Origin of the sequence: Streptomyces sp. NPDC051051, from assembly GCF_040682975.1 — a bacterium.
In the GTDB taxonomy this organism is placed as follows: domain Bacteria; phylum Actinomycetota; class Actinomycetes; order Streptomycetales; family Streptomycetaceae; genus Streptomyces.
The window spans coordinates 16,540-34,723 of the sequence record NZ_JBFBCB010000007.1; the positions used below are offsets into that span (position 1 = coordinate 16,540).

The 18,184-nt window shown below is 73.0% G+C and carries 14 protein-coding genes; 3 read left to right on the forward strand and 11 right to left on the reverse strand.

What is annotated here, in order from left to right:
• Positions 1-34: 34 nt before the first annotated feature.
• The gene (dnaJ, locus tag AB0N31_RS07640; protein WP_363088194.1) at positions 35-1,168 is read right to left on the reverse strand and encodes a molecular chaperone DnaJ; all 1,134 of its coding nucleotides are present in this window, start codon (positions 1,166-1,168) and stop codon (positions 35-37) included.
• Complete coding sequence (gene hrcA, locus AB0N31_RS07645; RefSeq protein ID WP_366057611.1) at positions 1,169-2,185, reverse strand: heat-inducible transcriptional repressor HrcA; 1,017 nt, start codon at positions 2,183-2,185, stop codon at positions 1,169-1,171.
• Between the two features lie 157 nt (positions 2,186-2,342).
• Between hrcA and AB0N31_RS07650 the strand changes: the two genes are divergently transcribed.
• Both AB0N31_RS07650 and AB0N31_RS07655 read left to right on the forward strand, forming a co-directional pair.
• The gene (locus tag AB0N31_RS07650; RefSeq protein WP_366057462.1) at positions 2,343-3,068 is read left to right on the forward strand and encodes an MBL fold metallo-hydrolase; all 726 of its coding nucleotides are present in this window, start codon (positions 2,343-2,345) and stop codon (positions 3,066-3,068) included.
• A 31-nt stretch (positions 3,069-3,099) separates the two neighbouring features.
• On the forward strand, positions 3,100-3,921 hold the full coding sequence (locus AB0N31_RS07655) for a DUF3097 domain-containing protein (protein WP_366057463.1): 822 nt from the start codon (positions 3,100-3,102) through the stop codon (positions 3,919-3,921).
• 45 nt (positions 3,922-3,966) lie between these two features.
• Here the strand turns inward: AB0N31_RS07655 and hemW are convergent, their stop codons facing one another.
• From hemW to lepA, 4 genes are all read right to left on the reverse strand, one after another.
• A complete protein-coding gene (hemW, locus tag AB0N31_RS07660; RefSeq protein WP_366057464.1) occupies positions 3,967-5,199 on the reverse strand; it encodes a radical SAM family heme chaperone HemW in 1,233 nt (410 codons plus the stop codon).
• Between the two features lie 95 nt (positions 5,200-5,294).
• Positions 5,295-7,193 (reverse strand): ATP-binding SpoIIE family protein phosphatase, encoded by a 1,899-nt coding sequence (locus AB0N31_RS07665; RefSeq protein ID WP_366057466.1) that lies wholly within the window; start codon positions 7,191-7,193, stop codon positions 5,295-5,297.
• Positions 7,194-7,472: 279 nt separating this feature from the next.
• On the reverse strand, positions 7,473-9,347 hold the full coding sequence (locus AB0N31_RS07670) for an AMP-dependent synthetase/ligase (protein ID WP_366057467.1): 1,875 nt from the start codon (positions 9,345-9,347) through the stop codon (positions 7,473-7,475).
• Between the two features lie 240 nt (positions 9,348-9,587).
• Positions 9,588-11,456 (reverse strand): translation elongation factor 4, encoded by a 1,869-nt coding sequence (gene lepA / locus AB0N31_RS07675; RefSeq protein ID WP_366057468.1) that lies wholly within the window; start codon positions 11,454-11,456, stop codon positions 9,588-9,590.
• 220 nt (positions 11,457-11,676) lie between these two features.
• Here lepA and rpsT point away from each other — a divergent pair, with 220 nt between their 5' ends.
• On the forward strand, positions 11,677-11,943 hold the full coding sequence (gene rpsT, locus AB0N31_RS07680) for a 30S ribosomal protein S20 (RefSeq protein ID WP_363088202.1): 267 nt from the start codon (positions 11,677-11,679) through the stop codon (positions 11,941-11,943).
• 238 nt (positions 11,944-12,181) lie between these two features.
• On the opposite strand, the gene AB0N31_RS07685 is transcribed toward rpsT, so the two are convergent.
• The 5 genes from AB0N31_RS07685 to AB0N31_RS07705 form a co-directional block, all read right to left on the reverse strand.
• Positions 12,182-12,577: a nuclear transport factor 2 family protein gene (locus tag AB0N31_RS07685; RefSeq protein ID WP_366057469.1), complete on the reverse strand. Its 396-nt coding sequence runs from the start codon at positions 12,575-12,577 to the stop codon at positions 12,182-12,184.
• Positions 12,578-12,814: 237 nt separating this feature from the next.
• A complete protein-coding gene (gene holA / locus AB0N31_RS07690; RefSeq protein ID WP_366057470.1) occupies positions 12,815-13,804 on the reverse strand; it encodes a DNA polymerase III subunit delta in 990 nt (329 codons plus the stop codon).
• A 119-nt stretch (positions 13,805-13,923) separates the two neighbouring features.
• Positions 13,924-14,169 carry a hypothetical protein gene (locus tag AB0N31_RS07695; RefSeq protein WP_366057471.1) on the reverse strand — a complete coding sequence of 82 codons (246 nt, stop codon included), beginning with the start codon at positions 14,167-14,169 and terminating at the stop codon, positions 13,924-13,926.
• 141 nt (positions 14,170-14,310) lie between these two features.
• Positions 14,311-15,207, reverse strand: a complete 897-nt coding sequence (locus AB0N31_RS07700; protein ID WP_366057472.1) for an arylamine N-acetyltransferase — start codon at positions 15,205-15,207, stop codon at positions 14,311-14,313.
• A 4-nt stretch (positions 15,208-15,211) separates the two neighbouring features.
• The gene (locus AB0N31_RS07705; protein WP_366057473.1) at positions 15,212-17,986 is read right to left on the reverse strand and encodes a ComEC/Rec2 family competence protein; all 2,775 of its coding nucleotides are present in this window, start codon (positions 17,984-17,986) and stop codon (positions 15,212-15,214) included.
• Positions 17,987-18,184 lie beyond the last annotated feature (198 nt).

An 18,184-nucleotide genomic window follows, 5' to 3' on the forward strand; every position in this document is an offset into this window, starting at 1 on the left:
GGGGCGAGGAGGCCCCACCGCCCACCCGCCACCGTCAGCGTCCGTTGAAGGCGTCCTTCAGCCGGGAGAACAGGCCCTGCTGGCCGGGCTGGAACTGCCCGAGGGGCCGCTCCTCCCCGCGCAGCTTCGCCAGCTCCCGCAGCAGCCGCTCCTGCTCGGGGTCCAGCTTGTTGGGCGTCTGCACCTCGACGTGCACGATGAGGTCACCGCGTCCGCCGCCCCGCAGGTGCGTGACACCGCGCCCGTGCAGCGGGATCGACTGCCCCGACTGCGTGCCGGGCCGGATGTCGACCTCCTCGAGCCCGTCGAGCGTCTCCAGCGGCACCTTGGTGCCGAGGGCCGCCGCGGTCATCGGCAGGGTGACCGTGCAGTGCAGGTCGTCGCCGCGCCGCTGGAACTGCGCGTGCGGCAGCTCGTGGATCTCGACGTACAGGTCACCGGCGGGACCGCCGCCGGGCCCGACCTCGCCCTCGCCGGCGAGCTGGATGCGGGTGCCGTTGTCGACGCCGGCCGGGATCTTCACGGTCAGCGTGCGACGCGAGCGCACCCGGCCGTCGCCCGCGCACTCCGGGCACGGCGTCGGCACGACGGTGCCGAAGCCCTGGCACTGCGGGCAGGGCCGCGAGGTCATGACCTGGCCGAGGAAGGACCGCGTCACCTGCGACACCTCACCGCGGCCGCGGCACATGTCACAGGTCTGCGCGGTGGTCCCCGGCGCCGCGCCCTCGCCGCTGCAGGTGCCGCAGACGATCGCCGTGTCGACCTGGATGTCCTTGGTCGTGCCGAAGGCCGCCTCGTCGAGGTCGATCTCCAGCCGGATCATCGCGTCCTGGCCCCGGCGGGTGCGCGAGCGCGGTCCGCGCTGCGACGCCGTGCCGAAGAAGGCGTCCATGATGTCGGAGAAGTTGCCGAAGCCACCGGCCCCGAAGCCGCCCGCGCCGCCCCCCGCCTGGGACAGCGGGTCGCCGCCGAGGTCGTAGACCTGCTTCTTCTGCGGGTCCGACAGCACCTCGTAGGCGGCGTTGATCTCCTTGAACCGCTCCTGGGTCTTCGGATCGGGGTTGACGTCCGGGTGCAGCTCGCGTGCGAGCCGCCGGAAGGCCTTCTTGATCTCTTCCTGCGACGCGTCGCGGCGCACGCCGAGAACGGCGTAGTAGTCCGTGGCCACTTACGACTCCGCCAGGATCTGTCCGACGTACCGTGCCACTGCGCGTACCGCTCCCATCGTTCCCGGGTAATCCATGCGGGTCGGTCCGACCACGCCGAGCTTGGCGACTGCCTCGCCGCCCGAACCGTAGCCGACCGACACCACCGAAGTGGAGTTGAGTCCCTCGTAGGCGTTCTCGTGACCGATGCGTACGGTCATGCCCGAATCCCCCGCCTCGCCGAGGAGCTTGAGGAGCACGACCTGCTCCTCCAAGGCTTCCAGGACGGGTCGGATCGTGAGGGGAAAGTCATGTCCGAAGCGGGTGAGATTGGCGGTGCCGCCGATCATCAACCGCTCCTCGTTCTCCTCGACGAGCGTCTCCAGCAGCGTGGAGAGCACCGTCGTGACCGTGCCGCGGTCCTCAACCTCGAAGGCGTCGGCCAGGTCCTCGACCAGCCGCGGCACGTCGCTGAAGCGGCGGCCCGCGACCCGGCTGTTCAGCCGCGCCCGCAGGTCCGCCAGCGAGGCCTCGCCGAAGGGCGCCGGGCAGTCCACCATCCGCTGCTCGACCCGCCCGGTGTCCGTGATCAGCACCAGCATCAGCCGGGCCGGCGCCAGCGACAGCAGCTCGACGTGCCGCACCGTGGAGCGCGTCAGCGACGGGTACTGCACGACGGCGACCTGCCGGGTGAGCTGCGCGAGCAGCCGTACGGTCCGGGCCACGACGTCGTCGAGGTCGACGGCGCCGTCGAGGAAGTTCTGGATGGCCCGCCGCTCGGGGGCCGTCATCGGCTTGACGCCGGCCAGCTTGTCGACGAACAGCCGGTAGCCCTTGTCGGTGGGGATGCGCCCGGCGCTGGTGTGCGGCTGCGCGATGTACCCCTCGTCCTCCAGGGCCGCCATGTCGTTGCGGACCGTGGCCGGGGAGACGCCGAGGTTGTGCCGCTCGGTGAGCGCCTTGGAACCCACGGGTTCCTCGGTGCCGACGTAGTCCTGGACGATGGCGCGCAGCACTTGGAGCCTGCGTTCACTCAGCACCGCGCTCACCTCCAGAAGTCTTCCCCGGTCCCCCGGGCGCCTCGCCTGGCACTCTTCACATCCGAGTGCCAGCGTTCCCCGGCCCAGTGTACGGCTGTGGGGTACACCCTGGGCAAGGTCGGTCGCCCCGCCGGGCCGCCGGGGCTAGCGTCGCGGTATGAGCGTGACTTGGGAAGAGCTGGGATGGGAGCGGGTCGCCACCGGGGTCGGCCGGTGCCGGCTGCCCGGCTGGGACTGCACGGTGGGGCTGGTCGTCGGGGAGGGGCGGGCCCTGTTGGTGGACGCGGGGTCGAGTCTCGCCGAGGGCGCCCGGCTGCGGGCGCGCGCCGAGGAACTCGCCGGCCGCCGTGTGACGGATCTCGCGCTCACGCACCCCCACTTCGACCACGTCCTCGGGGCGGCGGCCTTCGCGGGCGCGGAGGTCTACGCGGCGGTGGGGGCGGACACGGTACCGGCGGACGAGCTGCGCGCGGACGCGGTCCGGTGCGGCCTGGACGAGACCGCGGCCGCGGAGGCCGCGGACACCCTGGTACGGCCCCACCACCCGGTCTGCGGCGAGTGGACGCTCGACCTGGGCGGCGGGCGGCAGGTCCTGCTGGCGAACGTCGGTCCGGGCCACACCGCGCACGACCTCGCCGTCCTCGTCCCGGCGGGCCCCGGCTCGCCCGAGGTCGTCTTCTGCGGCGACCTCGTCGAGGAGTCCGGCGAACCGCAGGCCGGGCCCGACGCCGTACCGTCGCACTGGCCGGCCGCCCTCGACCGGCTGCTGGACCTCGGCGGCGAGGACGCGCTGTACGTGCCCGGTCACGGCGCGGTGGTGGACGCCGCGTTCGTCCGGGCCCAACGGGACGCGCTGGCCGCGCGTTTCGGCGTGTCGCCGTGACCTTGCCGGGGCTTCTCCTATCGTCATCCGAATGGGCCCCCGTGTGTACTCCGCCGACCTGACCCCGCCGTGGAAGAAGCAGCGGTCCGCCCCCGAGGTCCCCGCGGACCCCGGTCTGGTGGTGGAGGAGCCCGGCACCGGTTTCTGCGGCGCGGTGATCCGCTGCGAGGCGGGCACGGTCACCCTGGAGGACCGCTTCGGCAAGCACCGGGTCTTCCCGCTGGAGCCGCGCGGCTTCCTCCTGGAGGGACGGATCGTGACGCTGGTCCGCCCGGCCCCGGCGGCTCCGGTACGGCCCGCCCGTACCGCCTCCGGTTCGGTCGCCGTGCCCGGCGCCCGCGCCCGGGTGGCCCGCGCCGGCCGCATCTACGTCGAGGGCCGGCACGACGCCGAGCTGGTGGAGAAGGTGTGGGGCGACGACCTGCGCGTCGAGGGCGTGGTCGTGGAGTACCTGGAGGGCGTGGACGACCTGCCGTCGATCGTCGCCGAGTTCGCCCCCGGCCCCGACGCCCGCCTGGGCGTACTGGTGGACCACCTCGTCCCCGGCACCAAGGAGTGGCGCATCGCCCGGTCCGTGACCAGCGAGCACGCGGTGGTGGTGGGCCACCCGTACATCGACGTCTGGGAGGCGGTGAAGCCGTCGGCGGTGGGCATCGCGGCCTGGCCCCGCGTCCCGCACGGGCAGGACTGGAAGACGGGGGTGTGCCGGGCCCTGGGATGGCCGTCGGAGAACACCGGCGCGGTGTGGCAGGCCATCCTGAAGCGGGTGGGGTCCTACAAGGACCTGGAGCCGGAGCTGCTGAGAGCGGTCGAGGAACTGATCGACTTCGTCACGGCACCGGCCGAGACCTGACCCGGGGCACGGGACACCGGGGTCGAGGTCCCTCGGTCGGGACCCTCAGTCCACCAGGTCCCGCACCACCGCGTCCGCCAGCAGCCGGCCCCGCAGGGTGAGGACGGCCCGGCCCGCCTCGTAGGGGTCGCCGTCCAGCAGCCCCTCCGACAGGGCCCGTCGCGACGCCGCCAGCCCCGCCTCCTTCAGCAGGTCCAGCGGAACCCCTTCCCGCAGCCGCAGCTCCAGCAGGATCCGCTCGACCCGGCGGTCCTCCTCCGACAGGACCTCGCGTCCGGCACCCGGTGAACGGCCGCCCGCCAGTGCCGCCGCGTACGCCCCCGGGTGCTTCACGTTCCACCAGCGCACGCCGCCGACGTGGCTGTGGGCCCCCGGACCCGCGCCCCACCAGTCGGCGCCCCGCCAGTACAGCTCGTTGTGCAGGCAGCGGGCCGCCTCGGAGGTGGCCCAGTTGGACACCTCGTACCAGTCGAAGCCCGCCGCGGACATCGTCTCCTCCGCGATCAGGTACCGGTCCGCGTGGACGTCGTCGTCGGTCATCGGGACCTCGCCGCGGCGGATCCGGCGGGCGAGCTGGGTGCCCTCCTCGACGATCAGGGCGTACGCGCTGACGTGGTCGGGTCCGGCACCGAGGGCGGCGTCCAGGGAGGCCCGCCAGTCGTCGTCCGACTCGCCGGGGGTGCCGTAGATCAGGTCGAGGTTGACGTGCTCGAAGCCGACGGCGCGGGCCTCCGCCACGCAGGCCTCGGGGCGGCCGGGCGTGTGGGTGCGGTCGAGGATCCTCAGCACGTGCTGCCGGGCGCTCTGCATCCCGAAGGAGATCCGGTTGAAGCCGCCCTGGCGGAGCGTGGCGAGGTACGCCGGGTCGACCGACTCCGGGTTGGCCTCGGTGGTGACCTCCGCGTCCGCGGCCAGCCCGAACTCCTCGCGGATCGCCGTGAGCATCCGGACCAGGTCCCCGGCCGCGAGCAGGGTGGGCGTGCCGCCGCCGACGAAGACCGTGCGGACCTCGCGCGGGTCGTCGCCGAGGACCTTGCGGGCCAGCCGGATCTCGTCGACCAGGGTGTCGGCGTAGTTCTCGCGGGAGGCGAGGACACCGCCGGTGCCGCGCAGCTCGGTGGCGGTGTAGGTGTTGAAGTCGCAGTAGCCGCAGCGGCTCGCGCAGTAGGGCACGTGCAGGTAGAACCCGAGGGGGCGGTCGGCGGCCCCGGCGAGCGCGGAGGCGGGCAGTGCGCCGTCGGTGGGGACGGGCTCGCCGTCGGGAAGTGCGGAAGGCATGTCCTCCATTGTCCCGTACGCGGCCCGTGGGTCCCGTGGGTCCGCCGTCCGGCTCCTCCGCGGTGCCGCACCTGCGCCGCGCCTGCACCGCCCGGCTACTCGGCCTGGAGCACCAGCAGGGCGAGGTCGTCCTCCGGGGGCCGGCCGCCGAACTCGTGGACCAGGCGGCGGATCCGCTCGGCGATCAGCTCCGCGTCCAGCCCCGCGCAGCCGGACAGGGCGAGGGCGAGGCCGTCGCCGTCGTCGAACTGGCGGGAGCCGGAGCGGCGCTCGGTGACGCCGTCGGTGACGCAGAGCAGGGTGTCGCCGGGCCACAGGTCCAGGCTCTCGCTGACGTACGTGGCGTCCTCGACGACGCCCAGGAGGGTCTGCGGCTGCGCGACCGTGGTCACGCCGCCGTCGGGCCCGAGCAGCAGGGGCAGGGGGTGACCGGCCGAGGCGAGGGTGCAGCGGACGCCGCCGTCGAAGGGCACGAGCTCGCCGTAGAGGAGCGAGAGGAAGCGGGTCTGCGGCCCGTCGCCGGGGCCCGCCGGACCGACCAAGGCGCGGGCGGCCGCGTCGGCGGCCTCGGTGGCGTCGTCGAGGAGGAGCTGGTTGAGGCGGTCGAGGACGTCGGCGACGCCGTACCCCTCGCGGGCCAGCAGCCGCAGCCAGGGCCGGGCCAGTCCGATGACCACGGCCGCCTCGGGACCCTTGCCCTGGACGTCGCCGACGGCGAAGCACCAGCGGCCGTCACCCACCGGGAACAGGTCGTAGAAGTCGCCGCTCGGCCCGCCCTGCTCGCGCGGCTCGTGGACGAGGGCGCTGCGCAGGCCGGGGATCTCGGCGACCGCGCCGGGCAGCAGACCGCGCTGGAGGACGGCGCTGATGGTGGCCTGGCGGGCGTACTGGCGGGCGGCGCCGATGGCGAGGGCCACGCGTCGGCCGAGGTCCTCGACGAGCCCGGTGACCTCGTCGGGGAAGCACGGCAGCCCGGCCCGTCCGATGACGAGGGTGCCGAGCGGGCGGCCGCCGGCGACCAGGCGGTAGGCGAGGGCGGTGCCGTGCGGGCCGAGCGCGCCGCCGGGCCAGGGGTGGGCCGCGGGCCCGGAGTCGGGGCCGTCGGGCGGGCGCGGCGGGTCCTTCTCCAGGGCCCGGCGCAGCTCCTCGACGTGGTTCTCGCTGACGTGCCAGACGCGGGTCAGCCGTGCCTGCGGTCCGTCGTCCCAGCCGGCGCGCGGCCCGAGTTCGTCCTCCAGCCGGATCGCGCACCAGTCCGCGAGGCGCGGCACGATCAGCTGGCCGGTGAGCGCGGCGACCAGCTCCTCGTCGAGCTGCCCGGCGAGCAGGTCGGAGGCCTCGGCGAGGAAGGACAGGGCGCCGCGGCCGAGCCAGTCGCGGTCGTGGGCGCCGGACCGGCCCTCGGGGGCGAGCGCCTCGGCGAAGGCGAGGGGAGTGGCGGGCTCGGGGGCGGTGCGGGCCCAGGGTTCGTCGGGGTTCCCGTCGTCCGCCGGGCGGGCGGGGAGCCGCGCCCACACGGTCTTCGCCCCCCGGCGGTACGTCACCCCCCACGCGTCGGCCAGCGTGGCCACCAGGCGCAGGCCGCGGCCGTACTCGGGAAGGTCGTACGGCGTGTCGGGGCCGCCGTCGCGGGGCGCGCGCGAGGGGTGGCGGTCGGTGACCTCCACGACGACGGCGCAGGTGTCGGGCTGTTCCGGTTCCGCCTCCAGCCGGCACAGCAGGTCGACGTCGGTACCGGCGTGCACGACGGCGTTGGTGACCAGTTCGCTGACGACGAGTACCGCCTCCTCGCCGAGCCGTCCCGCCAGTTCCCGGGCGCCGGGCAGGCCGCGGCCGGCCCACTCGGCGAACGCGACGCGGACGACGTCACGGGCGGCGCCGGGCGCGAGGGGGCCGCCGACGAGGGTCGCGCGCGTGTGCGGGTGCCCGCCCGCGTGCGCCGGCGCACCACTGGCACGGGACACGGTCTCCCGTTGCGTGGGAATGGCCCCCATGGACGGCTCCCGGGCGATCGACGAATCGGGCCTCGGTCCGCGGGCGGCACACCCCGGCCGATGCCGACAGGGTGACAGACCGGTCGCGACCCTACGCGCTGAGTTACCGAAGTGGGCCGTGATGAGGGAAAACCGGGTTCCGCATGTGTCCGGAAAGGGGCGCTTCGGGGGCGGGATTCGAGCACCCTGTCGTTCGTCCCGGTGCCCGTGCCGGTGTAGGCCTCGGTCGGGGGCGGCGTGTCCGCGGCCGCCCCCGGCCTCGAGGTCCCCCGTCGGCGCCTACGCCTCGCGCGCCCCGGCGTACATCTCGTCGATCAAGTGCTTGTACTCGCGCTCGACGACCGGCCGCTTCAGCTTCAGGCTCGGCGTGATCTCGCCGTGCTCCACGTCGAGGTCACGCGGCAGCAGCCGGAACTTCTTGATCGTCTGCCACTTCTGCAGCCCCTGGTTGAGGTGCTTCACGTAGCCGTCGATGAGCGCCACCGTCTCCGGTGCGGCCACGATCTCGGCGTACGACTTGCCGCCCAGGCCGTTCTCCTCGGCCCAGCTGCGCAGGGACACCTCGTCCAGGGCGATCAGGGCCGTGCAGAAGTTCCGGTCGGCGCCGTGCACGAGGATGTTGGAGACGTACGGGCAGACCGCCTTGAACTGTCCCTCGACCTCGGCGGGCGCGATGTACTTGCCGCCGGACGTCTTGATGAGGTCCTTCTTGCGGTCGGTGATCCGCAGGTACCCGTCGGGGGACAGCTCGCCGATGTCGCCGGTGTGGAACCAGCCGTCGGCCTCCAGGACCTCCACGGTCTTCTCGGGCAGCCCGTGGTAGCCCTCCATGATGCCGGGGCCGCGCAGCAGGATCTCGCCGTCGTCGGCGATGCGCACCTCGGTGCCGGGCAGCGGCTTGCCGACCGTGCCGGTGCGGTAGGCCTCGCCGGGGTTCACGAAGGAGGCCGCGGAGGACTCCGTCAGGCCGTACCCCTCGAGGATGTGGATGCCGGCGCCGGAGAAGAAGAAGCCGATGTCCGGCGCGAGGGCCGCGCTGCCGGAGACGCACGCGCGCAGGTTTCCGCCGAACGCCTCGCGGATCTTCGCGTAGACGAGCGCGTCGGCGACCTTGTGCTTGGCGCCGAGCCCGAAGGGCACGGAGGCCGTGCCGGTGCGCCGGAAGTTGTCCTGTGCGGCCTTGGCGTACTCGCGGGCCACCTCGGCGGCCCACTGGAAGATCTTGTACTTGGCGGCGCCGCCCGCACGGGCCTTCGCGGCCACCCCGTTGTAGACCTTCTCGAAGATGCGGGGGACGGCCGCCATGTACGTCGGCCGCACGACCGGCAGGTTGTCGATGATCTTGTCGACGCGGCCGTCCACGGCGGTGACGTGCCCGGCCTCGATCTGGCCGGAGGTCAGCACCTTGCCGAACACGTGGGCGAGCGGCAGCCACAGGTACTGCACGTCGTCGGGGCCGACCAGGCCGGTCGCGGCGATCGCCTTCGCCATGTACGACCAGTTGTCGTGCGGGAGACGCACGCCCTTGGGGCGGCCCGTGGTGCCCGACGTGTAGATGACGGTGGCGAGCTGCTCCCTGGTGATCGCGCCGACCCGCTCCTTGATCAGCTGCGGGTCCTGCTCCAGGCGGGCGGCGCCGCGCTTCTCCAGTTCGTCGAGCGTGAGGATCCAGTCGGCGGTCTCCACCCCGGCCGGGTCGATCACCACCACATGGGTCAGCTCGGGCAGCTCCTGGCGCTTCTCCACCGCCTTGGCGACCTGGGCCGCGTCCTCCGCGATCAGCACCCGGCTGCCGGAGTCGGAGAGGATGAACGCCGACTCCTCGGCGTTGGTCTGCGGGTAGATGGTGGTCGTCGCCGCGCCCGCGCACATGATGCCGAGGTCGGCGAGGATCCACTCGATCCGGGTGGAGGAGGCCAGCGCCACCAGCTGCTCGGGCTGCACGCCCAGCTCGATCAGGCCGGCCGCGATGGCGTGGACCCGCTCGGCGGCCTGCGCCCAGCTCAGCGACTTCCAGTCGTCCGGGCCCTCGCCCGCCGGTGCCGGCACGGGGTAGCGGTAGGCTTCCGCGTCCGGCGTGGCGGCCACCCGCTCCAGGAAGAGGCCCGCGACGGACGGCGGACGGTTCTCGATCAGTGTCTGTGTGTCGCTCACGACATCCTCCGGGACCCGCGACGGTGCGGCTGGCTCGGTGCAGCTGTTGACAATGCGGCCGACTCGGTGCGGCTGTTGTTTAACTCGCGAGTAACTATCGAGCAGGGATCAGAGTAGAGGGCGACTGGCCTGCACGTAAGGGGCCACGGACTGTCACTTTTTACACAACGGCGACCCGGTGACGCGGCGGGGCCCGCCGCGCTACAGCGCGACGGGCCCCGGAACCGGCGTGTCGGCGGACTACTTCTTGCCCTTGCCCGAGCCCGCGTTCTCGTCGCTGCTCAGGACGGCGATGAAGGCGTCCTGCGGAACCTCCACGGAACCCACCATCTTCATCCGCTTCTTGCCCTCCTTCTGCTTCTCCAGCAGCTTGCGCTTGCGGGAGATGTCGCCGCCGTAGCACTTGGCCAGGACGTCCTTGCGGATGGCGCGGATGGTCTCGCGGGCGATGACCCGCGAGCCGACGGCGGCCTGGATGGGCACCTCGAAGGCCTGCCGCGGGATCAGCTCGCGCAGCTTGGCGACGAGCCGCACACCGTAGGCGTACGCGGCGTCCTTGTGGGTGATCGCCGAGAAGGCGTCGACCTTGTCGCCGTGCAGCAGGATGTCGACCTTGACCAGACTGGAGGTCTGCTCGCCGGTGGGCTCGTAGTCCAGCGACGCGTAGCCGCGCGTCTTCGACTTCAGCTGGTCGAAGAAGTCGAAGACGATCTCCGCGAGGGGGAGCGTGTAACGGATCTCGACCCGGTCCTCGGAGAGGTAGTCCATGCCGAGCAGGGTGCCGCGCCGGGTCTGGCACAACTCCATGATCGAGCCGATGAACTCGGTGGGCGACAGGATCGTGGCGCGCACGACCGGCTCGTACACCTCGTTGATCTTGCCCTCGGGGAACTCGCTCGGGTTGGTGACGGTGTGCTCGCCGCCGTCCTCCATGACCACGCGGTACACCACGTTCGGCGCGGTGGCGATGAGGTCGAGGCCGAACTCGCGCTCCAGCCGCTCCCGGATCACGTCGAGGTGCAGCAGACCCAGGAAGCCCACGCGGAACCCGAAGCCGAGGGCGGCGGAGGTCTCCGGCTCGTAGACCAGCGCGGCGTCGTTGAGCTGGAGCTTGTCCAGGGCGTCGCGCAGCTCCGGGTAGTCGGAGCCGTCCAGCGGGTACAGGCCCGAGAAGACCATCGGCTTGGGGTCCTTGTAGCCGCCGAGCGCCTCGGTCGCACCCTTCTGCTGGCTGGTGATGGTGTCACCGACCTTGGACTGGCGGACGTCCTTCACCCCGGTGATCAGGTAGCCCACCTCGCCGACGCCGAGGCCGTCGGCCGCCAGCATCTCGGGCGAGTTGGTGCCGATCTCCAGCAGCTCGTGCGTGGCGTTCGTGGACATCATCCGGATCCGCTCACGCTTGTTGAGCTGCCCGTCGATGACACGGACGTACGTGACCACGCCCCGGTAGGAGTCGTACACCGAGTCGAAGATCATCGCACGGGCGGGTGCGTCCTTGACCCCGACCGGCGCCGGGACCTCCCGCACGACCTTGTCGAGCAGCGCGTCGACGCCGACACCGGTCTTGGCGGAGACCCGCAGCACGTCGTCCGGATCGCACCCGACGAGGTTCGCCAGCTCCTCGGCGAACTTCTCCGGCTGCGCGGCCGGCAGGTCGATCTTGTTGAGCACGGGGATGATCGCGAGGTCGTTCTCCATCGCCAGGTAGAGGTTGGCGAGGGTCTGGGCCTCGATGCCCTGGGCGGCGTCCACGAGGAGGATGGTGCCCTCGCACGCGGCGAGCGACCGCGAGACCTCATAGGTGAAGTCGACGTGCCCCGGGGTGTCGATCATGTTGAGGATGTGCGTGTTTCCGGGGTCCTGGGTCGGAGCCCACGGCAGACGCACCGCCTGGGACTTGATCGTGATTCCGCGCTCACGCTCGATGTCCATGCGGTCGAGGTACTGAGCACGCATCTGCCGCTGCTCGACCACACCGGTCAGCTGGAGCATCCGGTCGGCGAGGGTGGACTTGCCGTGGTCGATGTGCGCGATGATGCAGAAGTTGCGGATCAGTGCCGGGTCGGTACGGCTCGGCTCGGGCACATTGTTAGGGGTCGCGGGCACGCAGGGTCCTGTCTCTTGAGGCGCCTTATGCCTCGGGTCGGATCGATACGTAGGTTCCATGGTCCCACGCGCGGCGACCGGGGACCGGTTTGGGCCGCTCCCGGACCCGCTGGTAGTCTGGGTGGCTGTGTCTCATGCCCTCTCAGCGCGAGGCACACTCAAGAAATCACCTGGTGCGGGACCCGAGCGGCCCCGTGCCTGAACCTGCAAAGGCTCTTTCGTGGCGAACATCAAGTCCCAGATCAAGCGGATCAAGACCAACGAGAAGGCTCGGCTGCGCAACAAGGCCGTCAAGTCCTCCCTGAAGACCGCGATCCGCAAGGCCCGCGAGGCCGCTGCCGCGGGTGACGTCGAGAAGGCCACCGAGCTGCAGCGCGCTGCCGCGCGTCAGCTCGACAAGGCCGTCTCCAAGGGCGTCATCCACAAGAACCAGGCCGCCAACAAGAAGTCGGCGCTCGCTTCGAAGGTCGCGACCCTCAAGGGCTGAACTCCCTTCTTGATCTGATCGCCGGGGAGACCCAGAGCGGGCCCTCTCTCATCCGCTCCCGACCGGCACCCACGGATCCACGCGCGGCCTGCGTTCGCCACGCGGGCGTGGATCCAGCATCGCGAACCGAAGGCCCCGGCGCCCTGCCCTTCCCCAGGGCGGGCACCGGGGCCTTCGGCATTCCCGGTCGGGGTGTTTCTCAGCGGGTGCTCCCGGCGGGTGCCCTCAGCGGGTGCTCTCACGACCAGAAGTCGTCGCTCTTGTCGATGTCCTCGACGCACTCGTCGAGATCCGTGATCTTGTCGCCGACGACCCGGAAGACGATGCATCCGGTGTCGTCGAGGTGCTTGCCCTGCCGCTCGGCGGTGACACGGCACATCCCGACCGCGTGTCCGCGGCCGTCGGCACAGATGCCGAGCATGTCCAGACGCATCGTGCCGTTCGTCTCCTCACCGAGCCGCCGGTACATGTCGATGATCGCGTCCTGGCCCTTGAAGTCACCCGAGAGCGGGTGAGTGCCGGGCACGTGGTGCGTGGCGTCCTTCGCCATCAGTTCCCGCAGGGTGTCCATGTCCCCTCGGGAGAAGGCCTCGAAGCCCCTGCGAACGAGCGCTGCGTGCGGGTGTTCAGCCATGGTCGATCGCCACCTTTCCGACGTCCTGGGCGATGCGTCGGCTGCTCCTTCGATTCTCCTCCGTCCACCGGGCACGGCGACTGGATCTAGGGGTGCCGGTGGGGGTTCGAGGCGTGGGGTTCGGATCCAGGTGTGCCGGCGGACAGGTCGGGTCCGGTACCGACGGCAGCCGAAGCGGCGACCGGCTCCGGCGTCGGCGTCGGCGTCGGGCTCCGGTTCCCGCTCTGGCGGCCGGCCTTACGCTCGGCCCCCGGAACGGGCCGCCCGTGCCACCGCCACCACGGCCTTCTCCAGCGCGTACTCCGGGTCGTCGCCACCGCCCTTCACGCCCGCGTCGGCCTCGGCGACCGCGCGCAGGGCCAGGGAGACGCCGTCGGGCGTCCAGCCCCGCATCTGCTGACGGACCCGGTCGATCTTCCAGGGCGGCATGCCCAGCTCCCGCGCGAGGTCAGCGGGTCTGCCTCCGCGCGCGGAGGACAGCTTGCCGATGGCCCGCACGCCCTGCGCGAGGGCGCTGGTGATCAGCACGGGTGCGACGCCGGTGGCCAGCGACCAGCGCAGTGCCTCCAGCGCCTCCGCCGCCCTGCCCTCCACGGCCCGGTCGGCGACGGTGAAGCTCGACGCCTCGGCCCGGCCCGTGTAGTACCGCCCGACGATCGCCTCGTCGATGGTCCCCTCGATGTCGGCGGCGAGCTGCGACACCGCCGCCGCCAGCTCCCGCAGATCGCTGCCGATGGAGTCGACGAGCGCCTGACAGGCCTCCGGGGTGGCCGACCGGCCGGTGGCCCGGAACTCCTGCCGGACGAAGGCCAGCCGGTCCGCCGCCTTGGTCATCTTCGGGCAGGCCACCTCCCGCGCGCCCGCCTTGCGCGCGGCGTCCAGCAGCCCCTTGCCCTTGGCCCCGCCCGCGTGCAGCAGCACGAGCGTGATCTCCTCGGCGGGCGCCGCGAGGTACCCCTTCACGTCCTTGACCGTGTCGGCGGACAGGTCCTGCGCATTGCGTACGACCACGACCTTGCGCTCCGCGAAGAGCGACGGGCTGGTCAGCTCGGCGAGCGTGCCGGGCTGGAGCTGGTCCGACGCCAGGTCACGCACGTCCGTGTCGGCGTCGGCGGCCCGGGCGGCGGCCACCACCTCCTGCACGGCACGGTCGAGGAGCAGGTCCTCCTGGCCCACGGCGAGCGTCACCGGGGCGAGGGGGTCGTCATTCGCAGTCTTCCTGGCCATTGGGTCAAGGATGGCACGGGGCGGTGACAGCGAGGACCCGGCAGCCGGACCGGGCAGCCGGACCGGGCAGCCGGACCGGGCAGCCGGACCGGGCAGCGGCTCCGCCTCCGGCGTCGCCCCTACGGTTCCTCCCGCCACCCCTCCCACTCGGTCGCGAAGGCGTGCAGTTCCTTCGCGTCGAGCCGTCCCTCCTCGTCCCGCAGCACCACCAGCCACTGCGCGTCCTCCGCGTCGTCCTCACCGGCCAACGCGTCCCGGACGACCTGCGGTTCCTCGCGCAGCCCGAACCGCTCCCCGAGCGCTTCCACGACCTCTTCGGCGGCGTCGCGGTCGGGCAGCACCAGCACATGTCTCACATCGCTCACCCGCCCATTTTCCGGCACGCCCACGGAGGCCGGAGGCCAGATCGGCCGTGGGAGACGACCGCCACGTCCAGCTCGATCCCGTTGCGGACCCCAGCACGCCGCACCGGCTCTCCGGGCTCGCGGGTCAGCCGGTCGGTCTCCTCAGACCGCGCCACCGCCCCGCGCCACCGGCACCCGCTCCAACCCGACCCCGAACCGCTCCCGGTACACGTCCAGCACCTCCTCGTCCCCCGCCAACTCCTCCTCCCGGCTGTGTCCCTGCGAGTCCGTCACCTTCAACCGACGGCCGCTGAGCGTGATCCGTCCGCCGTCCGCCGTGATCCGCGAGCAGACCGGCGACCGTGTGAAGTGCGACGCCGGCGAGGTGCTGTGCCACCACGCCCCGGCCACGAAGTCACCCAGCACCCGGGGCCGTACCTCCAGCCGGTACACCCGCCTGTCGTCCCGTACGACGTCCAGGTCGGCCGCCCCCGCCACGCCACCGCCCGCACGCGCCGGCCGGCCCGCCCCGCCCTTCACCCCGGCCGCGTCCGCACGGGCCTCCATGATCCGGAACAGGCCGCCGGGGTCCTCCTGCTGCCCCCGGTGCTCGAAACGGAGCGGGTAGTGGCTGTGCGCCCCGAACCCGACGTCGGCCAGCCACTCCCCCGCGTCCACCGTGCGCACCAGCAACACGAGGTGGTCGTACGGGATCCCGAGCCGCCCCTCGGCGCCGTAGACCCGGGCGGCGAGCAGCGTCACATCGAAGCCCAGCGCCGTGAGCAGCGCGCCGAACGCGCCGTTCAGCTCGTGACAGAACCCTCCCCTCCCCGACACGGCGACCTTCTCGACCAGCCGCACCTGCTCCAGCACGATCTCCTCTCCCAGGTGCACCGACAGGTTCTCGAAGGGCACGGTCCGCAGGTGCCGCAGGTGCAGCTCCCGCAGGACGTCGGCGGTGGGCCACGCCGGGTACTCGACGCCGAGCCGACGCAGATACGCCTCGACCAGACGCGCGTCGAGCGGGGACGTGGCGATGGCGGCCTGTACGGAATCCATGCCCTCAGTCTCGCGCCACCCGCAGTCGGCCGCCCGTACCCACGACGGCCAACGCCCCGTCCCTGTCGGTCCGCAGCACCACCGCGCCCGTGGCCCGCAGTGCGGCGACGGTGCCGGGTGCCGGATGGCCGTACGGGTTGTCCGCCCCCGCGGAGATCAACGCCAGCCGGGGCGCCACCGCGCGTATGAGATCCGGGTCCTGGTAGGCCGAGCCGTGATGGGCGACCTTCAGCACGTCCACCCCTCCCCACCGGGCCGCCGCGGGCGACCGCGCCAGCGCCTGCTGGCCGGGGGGCTCGAGGTCGCCGAGCAGCAGCATCCGTATCCCGGCCGACCGAACGAGCAGCGTCACGCTCGCGTCGTTCGGCCCCTCCGGTTCCGGCACCTGCCGGGCAGGCGGCCACAGCACCTCCCAGTCGAGGGAACCGAGCCGCCGCCGTTCCCCCGCCACCGCCCGCACCAGGGGAACATCGCCGGCCTCGGCCTCCCTCCGTACGAACGCCACCTGGTCCACCGGCTCCGCGAACCCCGTCGTCTCGATCGCCCCCACCACCCGGCCCCGCAGCACGCCGGGCAGTCCCGCCACGTGATCGGCGTGGAAGTGGGTCAGCACGACGAGCGGGATCCGGGTGATGCCCAACCGGTCGAGACACCGGTCGACCAGTACCGGGTCCGGGCCGGCGTCCACCACCACGCCGGTGCCCTCGCCCGCCGCCAGCACCGTCGCGTCGCCCTGGCCCACATCGCACATCGCCAGCCGCCAGCCCGGCGGTGGCCAGCCCGTGAGCACCCGGGTCAGCGGAGACGGCCGCACCACCGCGAGCAGGAGCAGCGCGGCGCAGGCCGCGCACAGCCACGGCCGCCTCAGCAGCCGTCTCCCCAGCGGCACCGCCACCGCGGTGGCGAGGGCGAGCAGCAGTGCCCCGCCCCAACCACCGGGCCAGTCCACTCCCGCGCCGGGCAGCGCCGCCCCGGTCCGTGCGACACCCGCGATCCATTCGGCCGGCCAACTCGCCAACCAGGCCGACGCCTTCGCCGCCGGCATCGCCCACGGCGCCGTCGCCAGGGTGGTGAATCCCAGGACGGTGGCCGGTGCCACCGCGAATTCCACGAGAAGGTTGCACGGCACCGCCACCAGGCTGACCCGGGCCGACAGCACCGCCACGACCGGCGCGCACAGGGCCTGTGCGGCTCCGGCCGCCGCCAGCGCCTCCGCGAGCCTCGGCGGAAGCCCGCGACGCCGCAGAGCGGTGCTCCAGCGCGGCGCCAGCGTCAGCAGGGCCCCCGTGGCCAGCACCGACAGCAGGAAGCCGTAACTCCGGGCCAGCCAGGGGTCGTACAGGACCAGGAGCAGGACCGCCGTCGCCAGTGCCGGGATCAGGGACCGGCGGCGACCGGTCGCCAGAGCGAGCAGTACAACGGCTCCGCAGGCCGCTGCCCGCAGCACACTCGGGTCGGGCCGGCACACGACGACGAACCCGAGCGTGAGCGCCCCGCCGAGCAGCGCGGTCGTCCGGAGCGGGATGCCCAGGCGCGGTGCCAGGCCGCGACGCTCGACATGCTGGGCCAGACCGGGCGGCCCCAGGAGGAGAGCGAGCATGATCGTGAGGTTGCTTCCGGACACGGCCAGGATGTGGGCGAGGTCCGTCTCCTTGAAGGCCTCGTCCAGCTCGGGCGTGATCCGCGAGGTGTCCCCGACGACCAGCCCCGGCAGCAGCGCCCGCGCGTCCGTCGGCAACCCGTCCGTGGCTTCCCGCAGACCCGCCCGCAGCCGACCCGCGACACGTTGCGGTGCCGACGGCTTCCGCACGACCACCGGAACCGCGCCCGCACCGCGGTCCCGCACCCGCAGCACGGCAGCGATCCGGTCCCCGCCCGTCAGCGCGGGAGCCAGTCGCCCGGTCACCCGCACCCGGGTGGACGGCAGCAATCCGAGCCATGCCTGCCGTGCGCCCCGACCGATGCCCGCCGGTCGTCCGCCGTCCGGGCCCGCACGGTCCCGGACGTCCACCACCACGAGCACCGGCGCCCTGGTCTCCGTCCCCGCCGCCCCGTCCGCCGCGACCGACCGCACCTGCCCGTCGACCAGCACGGAGTCCGGGGTCACGTGGTCCCCCCTCACCCTCGGCCGGGCCAGCCGCGGGTCCGAGGTCAGTTCCACCTCCGCGGTGACGGTGGCGTACTCCCGCGCCAGCACGGGTACCGGTCCGCGACGCAGATCGGCCCCGTGCAGCCCGGCGGACACGCCGGCCGCGGCCACACAGAGCAGCAGCGCGGCCCCGCTCATCCGCGACCACTCGTACCGAGCGCCCGCCGGCCATCCCGGCGACCGGCTCCCCGGCCCTTCCGGCGACCGCAGCCCCGTGCCGGTGGGCGACCGATCCCCCGTCCCGTCCCGGGATCGGCCTCTCGTCCCTTCGGAGGACCGGTCCCCGGTCCCGTCGGACGACCGGTCCACCGGACCATCCGGCCACCGGCTCCCCGTACCGCCCGACGGTCGCGCACCGCCGGCCGGCGTCGCGCCTCCCGTGCCTCCCGGCGACGCACCGCCGCCGGCCGCCGGCGGTACTCCCCGAGCACCGCTCCCCCACCCGCTGAGGAGGACCCCCGCCACGATCCCGCAGAGGAGCACCACACCAGCCACCAGCCGGGGCGGGGCGTCCAGCGTCCATGCCGCCGTGGCCCAGGCCGCGAGCGCGGGCGGTACGAGCCGCAGATCCACCGGCCCTTCCTGTCGCGGGTGCGAAGCTCCCAGTCGGCTCCCGGAAGCGGCGTGCACCGCTCGACGCGAACGCGGTGGGGCATCCGCTCCGGCCCCCTCCCTTCGCCCAGCCCCAGCCCCGGCCGCCCTCCCTGCACCGGCTCCTGCACCCGCCGCGGTCGCCGTCCCCGCCTCAGCCGGCGTCCCGGCCCCTGCCGAGGCCACCGGCCCGTCCCCCGTCGGCCCCCCCTGTCGGGCCCCGCCGTTCCTCGTCCC